This is a genomic window from Streptomyces sp. NPDC025806, from assembly GCF_055558275.1.
This window is the reverse complement of the sequence record NZ_JBVHMU010000004.1, coordinates 76,141-92,944: the sequence shown is the minus strand read 5'-3', so window position 1 is coordinate 92,944 and position 16,804 is coordinate 76,141. Positions and strand designations below refer to the sequence as shown.

The 16,804-nt window shown below is 68.5% G+C and carries 15 protein-coding genes; 8 read left to right on the top strand and 7 right to left on the bottom strand.

Translation table 11 applies throughout. The features are described from left to right. Nucleotides 1-4: 4 nt before the first annotated feature. Both ACZ4E1_RS10430 and ACZ4E1_RS10425 read right to left on the bottom strand, forming a co-directional pair. Nucleotides 5-1,087 carry an inositol-3-phosphate synthase gene (locus ACZ4E1_RS10430; protein ID WP_467537773.1) on the bottom strand — a complete coding sequence of 361 codons (1,083 nt, stop codon included), beginning with the start codon at nt 1,085-1,087 and terminating at the stop codon, nt 5-7. Between the two features lie 43 nt (nt 1,088-1,130). Beyond that, on the bottom strand, nt 1,131-1,811 hold the full coding sequence (locus ACZ4E1_RS10425; protein ID WP_467537772.1) for a PadR family transcriptional regulator: 681 nt from the start codon (nt 1,809-1,811) through the stop codon (nt 1,131-1,133). Nucleotides 1,812-2,181: 370 nt separating this feature from the next. Between ACZ4E1_RS10425 and ACZ4E1_RS10420 the strand changes: the two genes are divergently transcribed. After that, nucleotides 2,182-4,923 carry a transglycosylase domain-containing protein gene (locus ACZ4E1_RS10420; RefSeq protein WP_467537770.1) on the top strand — a complete coding sequence of 914 codons (2,742 nt, stop codon included), beginning with the start codon at nt 2,182-2,184 and terminating at the stop codon, nt 4,921-4,923. A 109-nt stretch (nt 4,924-5,032) separates the two neighbouring features. Beyond that, nucleotides 5,033-6,541 carry a glycosyltransferase family 87 protein gene (locus tag ACZ4E1_RS10415; RefSeq protein ID WP_467537768.1) on the top strand — a complete coding sequence of 503 codons (1,509 nt, stop codon included), beginning with the start codon at nt 5,033-5,035 and terminating at the stop codon, nt 6,539-6,541. A 91-nt stretch (nt 6,542-6,632) separates the two neighbouring features. On the opposite strand, the gene ACZ4E1_RS10410 is transcribed toward ACZ4E1_RS10415, so the two are convergent. The 3 genes from ACZ4E1_RS10410 to ACZ4E1_RS10400 form a co-directional block, all read right to left on the bottom strand. Continuing rightward, nucleotides 6,633-7,664: an alanine racemase gene (locus ACZ4E1_RS10410; protein WP_399124395.1), complete on the bottom strand. Its 1,032-nt coding sequence runs from the start codon at nt 7,662-7,664 to the stop codon at nt 6,633-6,635. Nucleotides 7,665-7,810: 146 nt separating this feature from the next. Continuing rightward, nucleotides 7,811-8,932, bottom strand: coding sequence for a lipid II:glycine glycyltransferase FemX (locus tag ACZ4E1_RS10405; protein ID WP_467537766.1), 1,122 nt, complete (start codon nt 8,930-8,932; stop codon nt 7,811-7,813). 129 nt (nt 8,933-9,061) lie between these two features. Further along, on the bottom strand, nt 9,062-9,382 hold the full coding sequence (locus ACZ4E1_RS10400) for a hypothetical protein (RefSeq protein ID WP_467537764.1): 321 nt from the start codon (nt 9,380-9,382) through the stop codon (nt 9,062-9,064). Between the two features lie 288 nt (nt 9,383-9,670). Between ACZ4E1_RS10400 and rpsF the strand changes: the two genes are divergently transcribed. The 4 genes from rpsF to rplI all read left to right on the top strand — a co-directional run bounded on the left by rpsF (nt 9,671) and on the right by rplI (nt 11,403). Beyond that, nucleotides 9,671-9,961 carry a 30S ribosomal protein S6 gene (gene rpsF, locus ACZ4E1_RS10395; protein WP_005482942.1) on the top strand — a complete coding sequence of 97 codons (291 nt, stop codon included), beginning with the start codon at nt 9,671-9,673 and terminating at the stop codon, nt 9,959-9,961. A 74-nt stretch (nt 9,962-10,035) separates the two neighbouring features. Beyond that, nucleotides 10,036-10,638 carry a single-stranded DNA-binding protein gene (locus ACZ4E1_RS10390; protein ID WP_467537763.1) on the top strand — a complete coding sequence of 201 codons (603 nt, stop codon included), beginning with the start codon at nt 10,036-10,038 and terminating at the stop codon, nt 10,636-10,638. A gap of 63 nt (nt 10,639-10,701) precedes the next feature. Continuing rightward, nucleotides 10,702-10,938, top strand: a complete 237-nt coding sequence (gene rpsR / locus ACZ4E1_RS10385; RefSeq protein ID WP_003949403.1) for a 30S ribosomal protein S18 — start codon at nt 10,702-10,704, stop codon at nt 10,936-10,938. 18 nt (nt 10,939-10,956) lie between these two features. Next, a complete protein-coding gene (gene rplI / locus ACZ4E1_RS10380) occupies nt 10,957-11,403 on the top strand; it encodes a 50S ribosomal protein L9 (RefSeq protein WP_399124391.1) in 447 nt (148 codons plus the stop codon). Nucleotides 11,404-11,575: 172 nt separating this feature from the next. On the opposite strand, the gene ACZ4E1_RS10375 is transcribed toward rplI, so the two are convergent. Then, on the bottom strand, nt 11,576-12,922 hold the full coding sequence (locus ACZ4E1_RS10375; protein ID WP_467537761.1) for an MATE family efflux transporter: 1,347 nt from the start codon (nt 12,920-12,922) through the stop codon (nt 11,576-11,578). A gap of 450 nt (nt 12,923-13,372) precedes the next feature. On the opposite strand from ACZ4E1_RS10375, the gene dnaB reads away from it, so the two are divergent. Continuing rightward, nucleotides 13,373-14,851 carry a replicative DNA helicase gene (dnaB, locus tag ACZ4E1_RS10370; RefSeq protein WP_467537759.1) on the top strand — a complete coding sequence of 493 codons (1,479 nt, stop codon included), beginning with the start codon at nt 13,373-13,375 and terminating at the stop codon, nt 14,849-14,851. A 45-nt stretch (nt 14,852-14,896) separates the two neighbouring features. Here the strand turns inward: dnaB and ACZ4E1_RS10365 are convergent, their stop codons facing one another. Next, the gene (locus tag ACZ4E1_RS10365; RefSeq protein ID WP_467537758.1) at nt 14,897-16,006 is read right to left on the bottom strand and encodes an FAD-dependent oxidoreductase; all 1,110 of its coding nucleotides are present in this window, start codon (nt 16,004-16,006) and stop codon (nt 14,897-14,899) included. 74 nt (nt 16,007-16,080) lie between these two features. Between ACZ4E1_RS10365 and ACZ4E1_RS10360 the strand changes: the two genes are divergently transcribed. Then, the gene (locus ACZ4E1_RS10360; protein WP_467537757.1) at nt 16,081-16,770 is read left to right on the top strand and encodes a TetR/AcrR family transcriptional regulator; all 690 of its coding nucleotides are present in this window, start codon (nt 16,081-16,083) and stop codon (nt 16,768-16,770) included. Nucleotides 16,771-16,804: the final 34 nt, after the last annotated feature.

The following is a 16,804-nucleotide window of genomic DNA, read 5'->3' as shown; positions in this document are numbered from 1 at the left end:
AAGGTCAGCGCTCGACCTCGCCCTTGATGAACTTCTCGACGTTCTCGTAGGCCTCGTCGTCGAAGTACTGAACCGGCGGGGACTTCATGAAGTACGAGGACGCGGAGAGGATCGGGCCGCCGATGCCGCGGTCCTTGGCGATCTTCGCGGCGCGCAGGGCGTCGATGATGACACCCGCCGAGTTCGGGGAGTCCCAGACCTCGAGCTTGTACTCCAGGTTCAGCGGGACCTCGCCGAAGGCACGGCCCTCGAGGCGGACGTACGCCCACTTGCGGTCGTCGAGCCACGCGACGTAGTCGGACGGGCCGATGTGGACGTTCTTCTCGCCCAGCTCACGGTCGCGGATCTGCGAGGTGACGGCCTGGGTCTTCGAGATCTTCTTCGACTCGAGGCGGTCACGCTCGAGCATGTTCTTGAAGTCCATGTTGCCGCCGACGTTGAGCTGCATGGTGCGCTCGAGACGGACACCGCGGTCCTCGAACAGCTTCGCCATCACGCGGTGCGTGATGGTGGCGCCGACCTGCGACTTGATGTCGTCGCCGACGATCGGGACACCGGCCTCGGTGAACTTGTCCGCCCACTCCTTGGTGCCGGCGATGAAGACCGGGAGGGCGTTGACGAACGCGACCTTGGCGTCGATGGCGCACTGCGCGTAGAACTTCGCGGCGTCCTCGGAACCCACGGGCAGGTAGCAGACGAGAACGTCGACCTGCCGGTCCTTGAGGATCTGGACGACGTCGACCGGGGCCTCGGGGGACTCCTCGATCGTCTCGCGGTAGTACTTGCCGAGGCCGTCGAGCGTGTGACCACGCTGGACCTGGACGCCCGAGTTCGGGACGTCGCAGATCTTGATGGTGTTGTTCTCGGAGGCGCCGATGGCGTCGGCCAGGTCGAGGCCGACCTTCTTCGCGTCGACGTCGAACGCGGCGACGAACTCGACGTCACCGACGTGGTAGTCGCCGAACTGGACGTGCATGAGGCCGGGGACCTTGGTCTCCGGGTCAGCGTCCTTGTAGAACTCGACGCCCTGCACCAGCGAGGCGGCGCAGTTACCTACGCCGACGATGGCTACGCGAACCGAACCCATTCCGGTTGCTCCCTGTGTGTACTGGTGAAGTCCTGATCGGACTTCACATGGCGGTGTCGTCGGACGGATCCGGCCGGGTGCTGTCCCGATGCCGGGGCAGGCCGCCCGTCTCTCCAGATGTGTCCTGCTGAGCTGCGTCCCCCGGACCCGACCGTTGCTGGTCGCGACCCGCGCGCTCGCTCTCGATGAGCTCGTTCAGCCAGCGCACTTCGCGCTCCACGGACTCCATACCGTGGCGCTGCAGCTCGAGCGTGTAGTCGTCCAGGCGCTCCCGGGTGCGGGCGAAGGAGAGGCGCATCTTCTCGAGGCGCTCCTCCAGCCGGCTGCGACGGCCCTCGAGGACGCGCATCCGCACGTCGCGCGACGTCTGCCCGAAGAAGGCGAATCGCGCGGCGAAGTGCTCGTCCTCGTACGCATCGGGGCCGGTCTGCGAGAGCAGTTCCTCGAAGTGCTCCTTACCTTCCGCCGTCAACCGGTAGACGATTTTGGCGCGACGCCCTGCGAGCGGGGCCGCGGGAGCGTCCTGGGGACCGCCACCCGACTCCTCGATCAACCAGCCGTTGGCGACCAGCGTCTTGAGGCAGGGGTAGAGGGTCCCGTAACTGAAGGCTCGGAAGACTCCAAGCGACGTGTTGAGTCGTTTGCGCAGCTCATAGCCGTGCATCGGAGACTCGCGGAGCAGTCCGAGGACGGCGAACTCGAGGATGCCGGAACGCCGGCTCATGTCGCCTCCTCACTGCCGCGGGCCTGTGTATCGACTCTTTATGTCGAGCTGATGTATCGGCTCGATACATCCCGACGATAGAACGAGGTCACGGTTGGGACAAGAGGGATCACGGTGAACGGCGTCACATCACCGATTCGTAGGAAGCAACTTGCCTGATTTGGGGTGAACTTCGCCTCTCGGTGGGTTTTGACGGTGCGTAGTCTGTCCGCCATGCAGACCACCGGGAACCAAGCGATGCCTGAGGGCGTCGTCGTCCCCGGTGGAGTACGGGTGAGTGCCGGAACGGGCTCGTCCGTAGTTCGGGGGGACCGGAAACCAGCCGCCGTCCAGGTGCGACAGCCGCGCCTGCCCTAGGAGTAGTCGTTCGATGAGCGAGCACCGTCGCAAGCCCCCGCAGCCGCAGGGCGGCGGGCGCGCCGCGGCCCGTCGCGGAGCATCCGGAGCATCGTCTGGGCGCCGTGCGGCGCCGCGCGACAACACTGTGTCACCGTCTGATTCCTATGGAGGCGGCGGAGAGGCCTCCTGGGGCGGCCGCGCGGAGGCGCGTCGTGCCGCGCAGCGCGGTGCCGGAGGAAGCCGGCGCAGGGCGCCCGAGGGCGCCGCGGGCCGTGGTGGAGCCGGTGGCGGCGGACGCCGCGGCGGAGGCGGCCCCGGTGGGCCCGGTGGGCCCGGCCCGAACGGGCCCGGACGCGGCAGGGGTCGTGGGCCGGCCCGCCCGGAGAAGAAGAGGTTCATCGACTACCCGCGCGCCTACAAGGACGGCTGGCGCCGCTGGGTGCCCTCCTGGCGCCTGGTGACCGGACTCGGCCTGGGCTTCCTCGGCAGCGTCATGGCCGTCGCGGGCGTCGCGTACGCGCTGGTGGGCGTCCCGAACGTGGCGATCGCGGCCAAGCAGCAGAACAACGTCTACTACTGGTCCAACGGCAAGCCGATGATCGCGACCGGTGGTGTGACCAACCGCCAGATCATCAAGTACGCGGACATCCCGGAGGAGATGCGCTTCGCCGTGATGTCGGCGGAGAACAAGACCTTCGAGACCGACAAGGGCATCGACCCGATGGGTATCGCCCGTGCCGTGGTCAACATGGCCAAGGGCGGCGAGACCCAGGGCGGCTCGACGATCACCCAGCAGTACGTGAAGAACGCGATGCTGGACGACCAGTCGCAGACCGTCTCCCGCAAGTTCAAGGAGCTGCTCGTCTCCATCAAGGTCGGCCGGACGGTCGACAAGGACGACGTGATGGCCGGCTACCTGAACTCGGCGTACTACGGGCGCGGCGCGTACGGCATCCAGGCGGCTGCCCGCACCTACTTCGGTGAGGACGCCTCGGACCTCGACGCGAGCCAGTGCGCGTTCCTCGCGGCCGTGCTCAAGGGTGCGACCTACTACGACCCGGCCGGCTCGCCGGGTATCGACCCGGTCAACGCCACGGCGGACAAGAACCGCGCGCGTGCCACCGCGCGCTGGAAGTGGATTCTCGACGAAGAGGTCAAGGACGGCCGACTCACCCAGGCTCAGCGGGACAAGTTTCACGAGTTCCCCAAGCTGCAGAACCCGCGCTCCAACGCCCAGCTCGGCGGTCAGATCGGCTATCTCGTCGACCTGGCCAAGGCGAGTGTCCTCAGGAAGGGGGACATCACCGAGCAGGCGCTGAGCAAGGGCGGCTACGAGATCCACACGACCTTCAGCCAGAAGAAGGTGAAGCAGCTCGAGAACGCGGTCAAGAAGGTCCGCAAGGAGAACCTCGACCCCAAGCGCACCTTCCAGGGCAAGAAGGTCGACACGCACGTCCAGTTCGGTGGCGCCTCCGTGAACCCCAAGACCGGGGCCATCGAGGCCATCTACGGCGGTGAGGACGCGACCAAGCACTTCACCAACAACGCCGACGTCACCGGTGTCCAGGTCGGTTCGACCTTCAAGCCGTTCGTCCTGGCGGCCGCCTTCGAGTACGGCGTCAAGGACCCGGAAGCCGGCAACGACCAGGACGAGAGCACCCGCACGATCGTCTCGCCGAAGAGTCTGTTCAGCGGCAAGAACGGGCTGAAGATCAAGGACTACGACGGCACCATCTGGCGGAACGAGAAGGGCGAGGAGTGGAACCAGGAGAACGACGGCAAGCAGTCCTACAACCCGCCCAGCTACCAGATCGACCTGCGTGAGGCCATGCGCGAGTCCGTGAACTCGGCCTATGTGCAGCTGGGCATGGACGTCGGCCTCGACAAGGTGAGGGCGACCGCGACGCAGGCCGGCCTCCTGGAGGACAGCTTCGCGGACTCCAACTACCCGTCCTTCTCCCTCGGCACCTCCGACCCCAGCGCGATCCGTATGGCCGGCGCCTACGGGACGTTCGCGAACAGCGGTCAGCAGAACGACCCGTACTCGGTGAAGTCCATCGACCACGAGGGCGAGACGATCTACCGGCACGACGACCCGCCGAAGCGCGCCTTCGACAACAAGGTCGCCGACAACGTCACCGACGTGCTGAAGACCGTGGTCGACAAGGGCACCGGTACCGCGGCGAAGCTGCCGGGCCGTGACGTGGCCGGCAAGACGGGTACGACCGACGGCAACAAGTCGGCCTGGTTCGTCGGCTACACGAAGCAGCTGTCCACCGCGATCACGATGTACCGGATGGACGACAACGAGAAGAACAAGAAGCGCGAGTTCCTCGAGATGTACGGCACCGGCGGTCAGGACAAGATCCACGGTGCGTCGTTCCCGGCGGAGATCTGGCACGACTACATGGCGCAGGCCATGGAGGGCCAGCCCTTCGAGTCGTTCCCGACGCCGGAGCCCATCGGTTCGGTCGTCGGCAAGCCGAGTCCTTCGCCGACCCCGTCGATGACGACGTCGCCGTCCTCGTCCGCTCCGGCGACCCCCTCCCCGAGCCAGTCGACCGAGAGCACGTCTCCTTCGCCTTCGGAGACCTGCAACAAGTGGAAGGACTGGACGTGCACGACTAACGGCGGCACGACCAACGGAGGGACGACCGACGGCGGGACCACGGATGGCGGAGTCACTCCGGATCCGTCAGGCAGCGCCACGGACACCACCGGGAGCACACGGGGCAACGGCAACGGAGGTGGCCTCTTCGGAGGCACAGGCTGAGTGAACACGCTGTGTTTCACGTGAAACACAGCGTGACCGAGGTCGACGAGGGCCGCCACACCATTCCGGTGCGGCGGCCCTCGCCCTGTACTCAGGCTCGTACGGCAGGATGTGCGGCATGCCCAGTGCAGAGACGACGCAGGTGAAGCCGGAGGAGCCGGAGCAGGTGCGGCCGACCAGGGAGGACAAGGTCGCCGCCGCCGGCAGCGAGTTCCTCGGGGGCCCGATCGGATGGCGGGCCCTGACCGGCCGGTCCTGGTGGACCCCCGTACGGGTCATCGCGCTCGTCATGATCGGCATGTTCGCGCTCGGCATGGTGCAGAAGTTCCCCTGCTACGACGGTGCCTGGTTCTACGGCGCCAGCTCGCAGTACACGCACGCCTGCTACTCGGACATCCCGCACCTCTACCAGGGCCGTGGATTCGCCGACGGCCTCATCCCGTACTTCGACCGGCTCCCCGGCGACATGGAGTACCTCGAGTACCCGGTGCTCACCGGTGTGTTCATGGAGGTCGCCGCCTGGCTCACGCCCGGCAGCGGCACCATCCAGCACCAGGAGCAGGTGTACTGGATGGTCAACGCCGGGATGCTGATGATCTGCGCCGCGGTCATCGCCGCGTGCGTGGCCCGGACGCACCGCAGGCGGCCCTGGGACGGCCTCCTGGTCGCTCTCGCGCCCGCGTTCGCGCTGACGGCCACCATCAACTGGGACCTCTTCGCCGTGGCGCTCACGGCCGCGGCCATGCTGATGTGGTCCCGTGGCCGCGCGCTCGCCTTCGGCATCCTCATCGGGCTCGCCACGGCGGCCAAGCTCTACCCCGCCCTGCTGCTCGGGCCGCTGTTCGTCCTGTGCTGGCGGGCCGGGAAGTGGCGGGAGTTCGCGGTGGCCGCGTCCGGCGCGGTCGTGGCCTGGCTGGCCATGAACCTCCCGGTGATGCTCATGGCGCCGGACGGCTGGTCGAAGTTCTACACCTTCAGCCAGGAGCGGGGCGTCGACTTCGGCTCGTTCTGGCTCGTCATCTCCCAGCACATGGACACCCCGCTCGACACGGACGTGGTGAACACCCTGGCCTCGGCGCTCATGGTCCTGGCCTGCCTCGGTGTCGCGGGGCTCGCGCTGACCGCGCCGCGCCGCCCGCGCTTCGCGCAGCTCGCTTTCCTGGTCGTCGCGGCCTTCATCCTCACCAACAAGGTCTACTCGCCGCAGTACGTCCTCTGGCTGATCCCGCTCGCCGCCCTGGCCCGGCCCAAGTGGCGGGACTTCCTCGTCTGGCAGGCCTGCGAGGTCGTCTACTTCCTCGGGATCTGGCTGTACCTCGCGTACACGACCAGCGGCGACAAGCACCAGGGCCTGCCGACCGACGGCTACCAGGCCGCCGTGATCATCCACCTCCTGGGCACGCTCTACCTCTGCGCGATCATCGTGCGCGACATCTGGCTGCCCGAACGCGACGTGGTGCGGCGCTCCGGCGACGACGATCCGTCGGGCGGGGTGCTGGACGGGGCCGAGGACCGGTTCGTCTTCGGGCACGCGGCCTACATGGCGTGGGAGAAGGAGCACGAAGCGGAGCCGCCGCCACCGGTGAACTGGGGCAAGGACCCCGACAGTTCGCCCTGAGCGAACAGCCCTCAGAGCGGACGCTGAGCACGCGGAAGGGGCCGGACACCACATGGTGTCTGGCCCCTTCCGTTTGGCTCCGTGGTGCCCGTCAGCGGTCCACGAGACGGTCGAACTGCGTGGTGGTGTGCCGCAGGTGAGCCACCAGCTCCTCGCCGACCTGCGGCTCGGGAGCGTCCGCGGGCACGAACAGGATCGACACCTGCATGTGCGGGGGCTCGGCGAACCAGCGCTGCTTGCCGCCCCAGACGAACGGCGCGAGGTTCCGGTTCACCGTGGCGAGGCCGGCGCGGGCGACACCCTTGGCGCGCGGCATGACGCCGTGCAGCGCCTTAGGGGCCTCCAGGCCCACCCCGTGCGACGTACCGCCCGCCACGACCACCAGCCAGCCGTCGGAGGCCGCCTTCTGCTGCCGGTAGCCGAACCGGTCGCCCTTGGCGACGCGGGAGACGTCCAGCACGGCGCCGCGGTACTCGGTCGCGTCGTGGTCGCCCAGCCACAGCCGCGTGCCGATGCGCGCGCGGAAGCGGGTCTGCGGGAACTGCTGTTGCAGGCGCGCCAGTTCCTCGGCCTTGAGGTGGCTCACGAACATCGTGTGGAGCGGCAGACGGGCCGCCCGCAGCCGGTCCATCCAGCCGATGACCTCCTCGACGGCGTCCGAGCCGTCGGTGCGGTCCAGCGGCAGGTGGATGGCGAAACCCTCCAGCCGCACGTCCTGGATGGCGTGCGCGAGCTGCGGCAGGTCCTGCTCGCTCACTCCGTGCCGCTTCATCGAGGACATGACCTCGATGACGACACGGGCACCGACCAGGCCATGAACGCCGTCCACGGAGGAGACGGAGCGGATGACGCGGTCGGGCAGCGGCACCGGCTCCTCGCCGCGCCGGAACGGCGTCAGGACCAGCAGGTCACCGCTGAACCAGTCCTTGATCCGGGCGGCTTCGTACGTGGTGCCCACGGCGAGGATGTCCGACCCCATACGGGTCGCCTCCTCCGCGAGGCGTTCGTGGCCGAAGCCGTAGCCGTTGCCCTTGCAGACGGGGACGAGCCCCGGAAACTGCTCGAGCACGTGCTTGTGGTGTGCCCGCCAGCGCGCGGTGTCGACATAGAGCGTGAGCGCCATGGCCGGTCCCGGAACCTTTCTCGTGGCTGCGGTGTATCAGAGGTATGAAGAAACTTTGGAGCTACGTGAATTGTGCCGGGTCCGCCGCGAAAGCGAAGCGGGTGGGGCCGGGGAGGACCTGTGACGGTCCCCCGCACGGCCGCCGGTCAGCGCCGCGACATGTAGATGTCGAGCGCCTTGTGCAGCAGCTTGTTGAGCGGGAAGTCCCACTCGCCGAGGTACTCGGCGGCCTGCCCGCCCGTGCCGACCTTGAACTGGATGAGGCCGAAGAGGTGGTCCGTCTCGTCGAGCGAGTCGGAGATGCCGCGCAGGTCGTAGACGGTGGCACCGAGCGCGTAGGCGTCGCGCAGCATGCGCCACTGCATCGCGTTCGAGGGCCGGACCTCACGGCCGATGTTGTCGGAGGCGCCGTAGGAGTACCAGACGTGCCCGCCGACGACGAGCATCGTCGCGGCCGACAGGTTCACCCCGTTGTGCTGGGCGAAGTACAGCCGCATGCGGTTGGGGTCCTCGGAGTTGAGGGCCGTCCACATCTGCTGGAAGTACGAGAGCGGGCGCGGCCGGAAGTGGTCGCGCGTGGCCGTGATCTCGTACAGGCGCTGCCACTCGGCGAGGTCCTGGTAACCGCCCTGGACGACCTCGACGCCAGCCTTCTCGGCCTTCTTGATGTTGCGCCGCCACAGCTGGTTGAACTGCTTGTGGACCTCTTCCAGGGAGCGGTTCGCGAGCGGCACCTGGTAGACGTAGCGGGGCTGCACGTCGCCGAAGCCGGCGCCGCCGTCCTCGCCCTGCTGCCAGCCCATGCGGCGCAGCTTGTCGGCGACCTCGAAGGCGCGGGGCTCGATGAAGTCCGGCTCGATGTCGCGCAGGCGCTTCACATCCGGGTCCTGGATGCCCTTCTTGATGGAAGGGGCCTCCCAGCGGCGGATGATGACCGGCGGGCCCATCTTCACGGAGAAGGCGCCCTGCTGCTTGAGGTGCGCGAGCATCGGCCGCAGCCACTCTTCGAGGTTCGGCGCGTACCAGTTGATGACCGGGCCCTCGGGCAGATAGGCCAGATAACGCTTGATCTTGGGCAGCTGGCGGTAGAGCACCAGACCCGCGCCGACCATCTCGCCGGTCTTGTCGTCGAACCATCCGAGGCTCTCGGAGCGCCACTCCGACTTCACATCTGCCCATGCGGGGACCTGCATGTGGCTAGCCGACGGCAGGCTCTGGATGTATGCCAGATGCTGCTCGCGGCTGATGGTCCTCAGGGTCAGGCTCATTCGGGGCGCTCCTCGGGCTGGTGTGTCCCCATGGGTACAGGGGCTCCGGCTCTCGCGCCGAAGCCTACTGCGCCCTGCGAGCGCCCCGACTGGCCGTATCGAGGTCAGTCTTCGTCAGACCGTGTCACCTCAGCCGATGACACCGCCGAAGAGACCTCCGTGCGCCATGCCGATGAAGAAGCCGACCGCCGAGGCACCGAGCCCCAGAATCATCCCGAAGCGCTCGCGGGTCGTCTCGGAGATGAACTGTCCGTACGCCCCGGTCAGGATCCCGACCAGCCCCGCCCAGGAGCTGAGCAGGTGCAGCCCGCTCCAGATCGAGGTGATGATCGCGATCGCGCCGAGCACCACCGTCACGCCGAGCAGCGTGTCCTGGAGCGGGTGGGGCTTCCCGTCCGTGGCGAGAAGAGAGCCGGCCGTGGTGCTGTTGGGTCGCATTGCTTGTGCCATGAGGGCACCTCCTGCGGAAGGCGGCGCATCGTAGCGCCATACACACCCGATGTGTACAGAGTGCGGCCGTCCGCTGCCGGATTTCAACCGGAAGCCGAGGTGCGGGTAGTCTGTACCGTCTGCATCGGTGTCTGTCCACATCCCGACCAGGGATGCAGGCCCGCTGATCTGCTCGGCCCTCTTCGACGAGGGCCGATTGTCAGTGGTCCCCGATACCGTTGCTACGCATAACAACCCTCCTGCCACGGAACGACCGTGGCCGCTGAGTCCAAAGGAGGTGGGTTCCACATGCGTCACTACGAGGTGATGGTCATCCTCGACCCCGATCTGGAGGAGCGCGCTGTCGCCCCCCTGATCGAGAACTTCCTCTCCGTCGTCCGTGAGGGCAACGGAAAGGTGGAGAAGGTCGACACCTGGGGCCGTCGTCGTCTCTCGTACGAGATCAAGAAGAAGCCTGAGGGCATCTACTCGGTCATCGACCTGCAGGCCGAGCCTGCGGTCGTCAAGGAGCTCGACCGCCAGATGAACCTGAACGAGTCGGTCCTCCGGACCAAGGTCCTCCGCCCCGAGACCCACTGAACTTCCTAGTTCAGCGGCACTCGGGATTCGAGTAGCAGCAAGCAGTCCGCAGCAAACCCGCCGAGAGGTTTTCCATGGCAGGCGAGACCGTCATCACGGTCGTCGGCAATCTTGTCGACGACCCCGAGCTGCGCTTCACCCCCTCCGGTGCGGCGGTCGCGAAGTTCCGTGTCGCGTCCACTCCCCGCACCTTCGACCGTCAGACGAACGAGTGGAAGGACGGCGAGAGCCTGTTCCTGACCTGCTCGGTCTGGCGTCAGGCGGCGGAGAACGTCGCGGAGTCGCTCCAGCGAGGCATGCGCGTCATCGTGCAGGGCCGGCTGAAGCAGCGGTCCTACGAGGACCGTGAGGGCGTCAAGCGCACGGTCTACGAGCTGGACGTCGAGGAAGTCGGCGCCAGCCTGCGCAGCGCCACGGCCAAGGTCACCAAGACCAGCGGTGGCGGTCGCGGCGGCCAGGGTGGCTACGGCGGTGGCGGCGGCCAGCAGGGCGGCGGCTGGGGCGGTGGCTCCGGCGGCGGTCAGCAGCAGGGTGGCGGCGGTGCTCCCGCCGACGACCCCTGGGCGACCGGTTCGCCGGCCGGCGGCGGCCAGCAGCAGCAGGGCGGCGGCGGTGGCGGCTGGGGCGGAAGCTCCGGCGGCTCCGGCGGCGGCTACTCGGACGAGCCCCCCTTCTAGGGACCAGTGCCCTTCCGGGGCCGGGCTCGTACCCACACTTCTTGATCACACAGGAGAAACACCATGGCGAAGCCGCCTGTGCGCAAGCCGAAGAAGAAGGTCTGCGCATTCTGCAAGGACAAGGTCACGTACGTGGACTACAAGGACACGAACATGCTGCGGAAGTTCATTTCCGACCGCGGCAAGATCCGTGCCCGCCGCGTGACCGGCAACTGCACGCAGCACCAGCGTGACGTCGCCACGGCCGTGAAGAACAGCCGTGAGATGGCGCTGCTGCCCTACACGTCCACCGCGCGATAAGGGAAGGGTGACCGAAAAATGAAGATCATCCTGACCCACGAGGTCTCTGGCCTCGGCACCGCCGGCGACGTCGTCGACGTCAAGGACGGGTACGCCCGCAACTACCTGGTCCCGCGTGGTTTCGCGATCCGCTGGACCAAGGGTGGCGAGCAGGACGTGGCGCAGATCCGCCGCGCCCGCAAGATCCACGAGATCGCGACCATCGAGCAGGCCAACGAGATCAAGGCCCAGCTCGAGGGTGTCAAGGTCACGCTGGCCGTCCGCTCCGGCGACGCCGGTCGTCTCTTCGGTTCCGTCACGCAGGCTGACGTCGCTTCGGCGATCCAGACCGCCGGCGGCCCGAAGGTCGACAAGCGCCGCGTCGAGCTGGGCTCGCCGATCAAGACGCTGGGCGCCCACTCGGCGACCGTGCGTCTGCACCCCGAGGTTGCCGCCAAGGTCAACGTCGAGGTCGTCTCTGCCTGAGCCCTGCTCTGAGCAGCGCTGAAGCGAATGTGGGGCCGCACCCTCCGGGGTGCGGCCCCACATGCTTGCCGGGGTGGGATCAGGGCAATGGCGCACCCGGGGTTTCACGGCCCCGGCGCGGTGTTTCACGTGAAACGGTGCCCCATGGCGCGCTTGCGGCCGTATCGGACGGTCAGCGGGTCGCGCCGGTGATGGCCCAGCGGCCGGAGCGGTAGCGCATCCAGAGGGTTGCCATCCGTACCGCCATCATCAGGGTCATCGCACCCCAGAGGGCGGTGAGGCCGCCACCGAGGACCGGTACCAACAGGGCGACCGGGGTGAAGACGGCCAGGGTGATCAGCATGGCCCAGGCCAGGTAGGGGCCGTCGCCCGCGCCCATGAGGACACCGTCGAGCACGAAGACGATGCCGCAGATCGGCTGGGACAGGGCCACGACGACGAGGGCGGGCAGGGCGGCGTCCTGCACGACCGGGTCACTGGTGAACAGCGGCACGAAGAGCGGGCGCGTGAGGATCACCAGGACACCGAGGACCACGCCGGACGCGATGCCCCACTGGACCATGCGGCGGCACACGTCGCGGGCGCCCTGGGCGTCGTCGGCGCCGAGGTATCGCCCGATGATGGCCTGGCCCGCGATGGCGATGGCGTCGAGGGCGAAGGCCAGCAGGCTCCACAGCGACAGGATGATCTGGTGGGCCGCCACGTCGGCGTCGCCGAGCCGGGCCGCGACCGCGGTGGCGATCATCAGGATCGCGCGCAGCGAGAGCGTGCGGACCAGGAGCGGCGCGCCGGCCTGGGCGCAGGCTCGGATGCCGGCCGCGTCCGGGCGGAGCGAGGCGCCGTGGCGCCGGGCTCCCCGGACGACCACGACGAGGTAGACGACGGCCATGCCGATCTGGGCGATGACGGTGCCCCAGGCGGAGCCGGCGATGCCGAGGTCCGCGCCGTAGACCAGGCCCGCGTTGAGCGCGCCGTTGGCGATGAAGCCGGCGACGGCGACGTAGAGCGGGGTTTTGGTGTTCTGCAGGCCGCGCAGGACGCCGGTGGCGGCGAGGACGATGAGCATCGCGGGGATGCCGAGGGCGGAGATCCGCAGATAGGTGACCGCGTAGGGCGCGGCGGTGTCGGAGGCGCCGAAGAGGTCGATCAGAGCGGGAGCGGTCGGCAGGACGACGGCGATGACCGCGGCCCCGAGGATCAGGGCGAGCCAGATGCCGTCCATGCCCTGCTGGATCGCGGCGCGCAGATCACCGGCGCCGACCCGGCGGGCGACCGCGGCGGTGGTCGCGTAGGCGAGGAAGACGAAGACGCTGACGGCGGTCGTCAGCAGGGCCGAGGCGACGGCGAGGCCGGCGAGCTGGGACGTGCCGAGATGGCCGACGATGGCGCTGTCGGCCATGAGGAAGAGCGGCTCCGCGACGAGTGCGCCGAAGGCCGGGACGGCCAGGGCGACGATCTCGCGGTCGTGCCGGCGCCGGGCGGCCTTGGGTGTCGCGGGAGCCTGTGTCATGGGCACCAATCTAATCTTCCACAGGTAAGAGATGCAATTGCCTTGAGACCCTTACTTGTGGAGGTCTTCCGCGTGTCGCGCGGTGGTATCCACAGAGATCTTGCGCCGACCGGGGAAGTTTTTCTTCTGCACAGCCGGTGGACGGTAAAAGAGCAGGTCAGCGACTGTGTGCAGAAAGGCCTGAGGGCTTGTTCACAGGGCTGTCCACCGTGTCGTGCACAGGTTTTCCCCAGTTGTCCACAGCGAGAGGCCCGTCGTCCACACCGCCTGTGGATAACCAGATTGGCTGACGGTGCCCGCGCGCCTACCGTGGTGCGGCGCCCACCGTGTCCTGACACCGCGGAAACCTCGCGGATCCGACGCGTCAGAAGCGGAATCGGGCCCCTGTTTTGTCAGTGTCGTGCCGTAGGAATGAGAGGCACGGCGAGGTCCGCTCGGCGGACGGGAGGAGGTGGCCCGGTGAGTATCTCCGAGCCATTGGACGACCCCTGGGCCGACAGCGGTCCGAGTGATCGTCTGCCCCCCACCCGCCGTCGGCGGGACGGCGGGCGAGGTCCGGGAGACCAGCACGAGCGAGGCCGGGAAGAGGGTGGCTGGGACGAGGGTCCGGCCACCTTCGAGCGCGTTCCGCCGCAGGACCTGGACGCCGAGCAGTCCGTGCTCGGCGGCATGCTCCTGTCGAAGGACGCGATCGCCGACGTCGTCGAGGTCATCAAGGCGGCGGACTTCTACAAACCCGCCCACGAAACGATCTTTCAGGCGATTCTCGATGTCTACGCCAAGGGCGAGCCGGCCGACCCGATCACCATCGCCGCCGAGCTCACCAAGCGCGGCGAGATCAACAAGGTGGGTGGCGCCTCCTATCTGCACACCCTCGTCCAGACGGTGCCGACGGCGGCGAACGCCGAGTACTACGCGGAGATCGTCCACGAGCGAGCGGTCCTGCGCCGTCTGGTCGAGGCGGGCACGCGCATCACGCAGATGGGATACGCGGCCGACGACGAGGTCGACGAGATCGTCAACAAGGCGCAGGCCGAGATCTACGCGGTCACCGAGCAGCGCACCAGTGAGGACTACCTCCCGCTCGGCGACATCATGGAGGGCGCGCTCGACGAGATCGAGGCGATCGGTTCGCGCAGCGGCGAGATGACCGGTGTGCCGACCGGGTTCACCGACTTCGACTCGCTGACCAACGGCCTGCACCCCGGCCAGATGATCGTCATCGCGGCCCGCCCCGCGATGGGCAAGTCGACGCTCGCCCTGGACTTCGCCCGCGCGGCGTCCATCAAGCACAACCTGCCGAGCGTCATCTTCTCCCTCGAAATGGGGCGCAACGAGATCGCGATGCGTCTGCTGTCGGCTGAGGCGCGGGTGGCCCTGCACCACATGCGCTCCGGCACGATGACGGACGAGGACTGGACGCGCCTCGCGCGCCGGATGCCCGAGGTCTCGGCCGCTCCGCTCTACATCGACGACTCGCCGAACCTGTCGATGATGGAGATCCGCGCCAAGTGCCGCCGCCTCAAGCAGCGCAACGACATCAAGCTCGTGATCATTGACTATCTCCAGCTGATGCAGGCCGGTGGTTCCAAGCGTTCCGAGAGCCGTCAGCAGGAGGTCTCGGACATGTCGCGAAACCTGAAGCTGCTCGCCAAGGAGCTCGAGGTCCCGGTCATCGCGCTCTCGCAGCTGAACCGTGGTCCCGAACAGCGCACGGACAAGAAGCCGATGGTGTCCGACCTGCGTGAGTCCGGCTCCATCGAGCAGGACGCGGACATGGTCATCCTGCTGCACCGTGAGGACGCCTACGAGAAGGAGTCCCCGCGCGCCGGCGAGGCGGACATCATCGTCGGCAAGCACCGTAACGGTCCGACGGCCACGATCACCGTGGCCTTCCAGGGCCACTACTCCCGCTTCGTGGACATGGCGCAGACCTGATCCAGGGCGGCCGCTCAGCCGGGGCCGGATCCAGCCGGGCCGGAGTCAGCCGGGCTGGAAGAACGCGAGCATCTTCTGGGCGGCGTCCGGCGCCATCAGCATGTTCTGGAGGTCCGTGGACATCCGGGCGGCGGCGCCGGTCCGCTCGAACATCTCGCGCTCGTACACGCTGACCGCCGCGGCGAAGTCGCCCGGGTGCGCGGCCAGCGCGAGGCCGAGCCTGGCGCCGTCGAGCAGTGCCATGTTGGCGCCCTCGCCCACCGGCGGCATCAGGTGCGCGGCGTCGCCGACCAGCGTGACGTCGGGCGCCGACGGCCAGGTCAGGCCGACCGGCAGCGTGAAGACCGACCGGGGCACGACCGTGTCGTCGCAGGCCTCGATCAGCGCGGTGAACCGCGCGTCCCAGCCGGGGAGCAGCTCGATCAGCCGCGCCCGGGCCGCCGCCGGGTCGTCGAGCGGTATCCCGCTGGTGGCGAACCAGTCCTCGGGGGTGCCGTAGAAGCTGAGGCCGATGCGCACGCGACCGTCGCCGTTGCGCTGCGCCGCCAGGGACTTTCGGTCGCCGAGCACCCAGTAGGTGCCGCGTCCGACCATCGCCGCGAGCTCGGGGTGCGTGCGGTCGATGTCGGGGATGCCGATCTCCACGACGTTCTGACCGATGTGCGCCGGCCGGGCGGTGGTGAGCAGCGGGCGGACCCGTGAGTGGGCGCCGTCCGCGCCGATCAGCAGGTCGTACGGGGCACTGGAGCCGTCTGCGAAACGCAGCAGGCCGTCGTCGGCGGACGTGAACGCGTGTCCCCAGCGCACCGTGCCCTCGGGCAGGGAGTCCAGCAGCAGATCGCGCAGATCGGCGCGGTCCACCTCGGGCCGGGCGAGCGGGGCGTCGTCGGGGGTGTCCTCCTGGAGGAGCAGGGTGCCGTCCGGTTCGAGCAGGCGCATGTCCTGCCCCTCGGCACGGGCGATCTTGTGGAACCCGTCCATGAGGCCCGCCTCGCGCAGCGCCCGCTGTCCGGAGTGGATGTCGAGCATGCCGCCCTGGCCGCGCGCGTGGCGGGACGTCTCCCGCTCGTAGACGACGGCCTCGATGCCGTTCACCTGGAGGACCCGGGCGAGGGTCAGGCCGCCCAGGCCGGCTCCGACGATCGTGATGGTCATGGTCGTCTCCCCTTCAGTGATACACCGTATCTGCCGATACACTGTATCGCCCCATGCGTTGTATGGTGAGCGGCATGTTGGTGTGGGAGAGGCCGGAGCCGCCGGAACGACCGGTCCCGGCCCCGTTGAGCAGGGAACGGATCGTGCGAGCGGCGATCCGGCTGGCCGACGCGGACGGCCTGGACGCGGTGTCGCTGCGCAAGGTCGCCACCGTGCTCGACGTCCGCCCGATGCGGCTGTACGGCTACATCGACAGCAAGGACGAGCTGCTCGACCTGATGGTCGACGCCGCCCACGCCGAGATCCGGCCGGACGGAGACGGCTGGCGGGAGGTGCTCCGGTCCCTGGCCGAATCCACCCGGCACGCCGTTCACCAGCACGAATGGCTCGCCGATCTCCTGGGCGGCCGGCCCCAGCTCGGGCCGCACGCGCTGGCCACCGGCGAGAGCGTGGTCGCGGCCCTGGGCGAGGTCGACCTGGACGCCGTCATGCCGCTGGTCGCCGCGGTCAACGCGTATGTGATCGGGGCGGTGCGCCGGGAGATCGCCGACCGGCGTGCCGAGCGGTCCACCGGGATGGACGAGAAGAAGTGGCAGGCCTCGCTCGGGCCTTACCTGGAACGGAGCTTCGCCACCGGCCGGTTCCCCGCGCTGGCCACCGTGGTGCACGACGCCGCCCATCTGGACGCCGACGCCACCTTCCGGATCGGCCTCGACTGCCTGCTCGACGGCATCGCCGCCCGGATCGCGCGGATCGCGCGGTGACGCGCGGCCGATCGGCCGCACGGGCCGGGCGGTA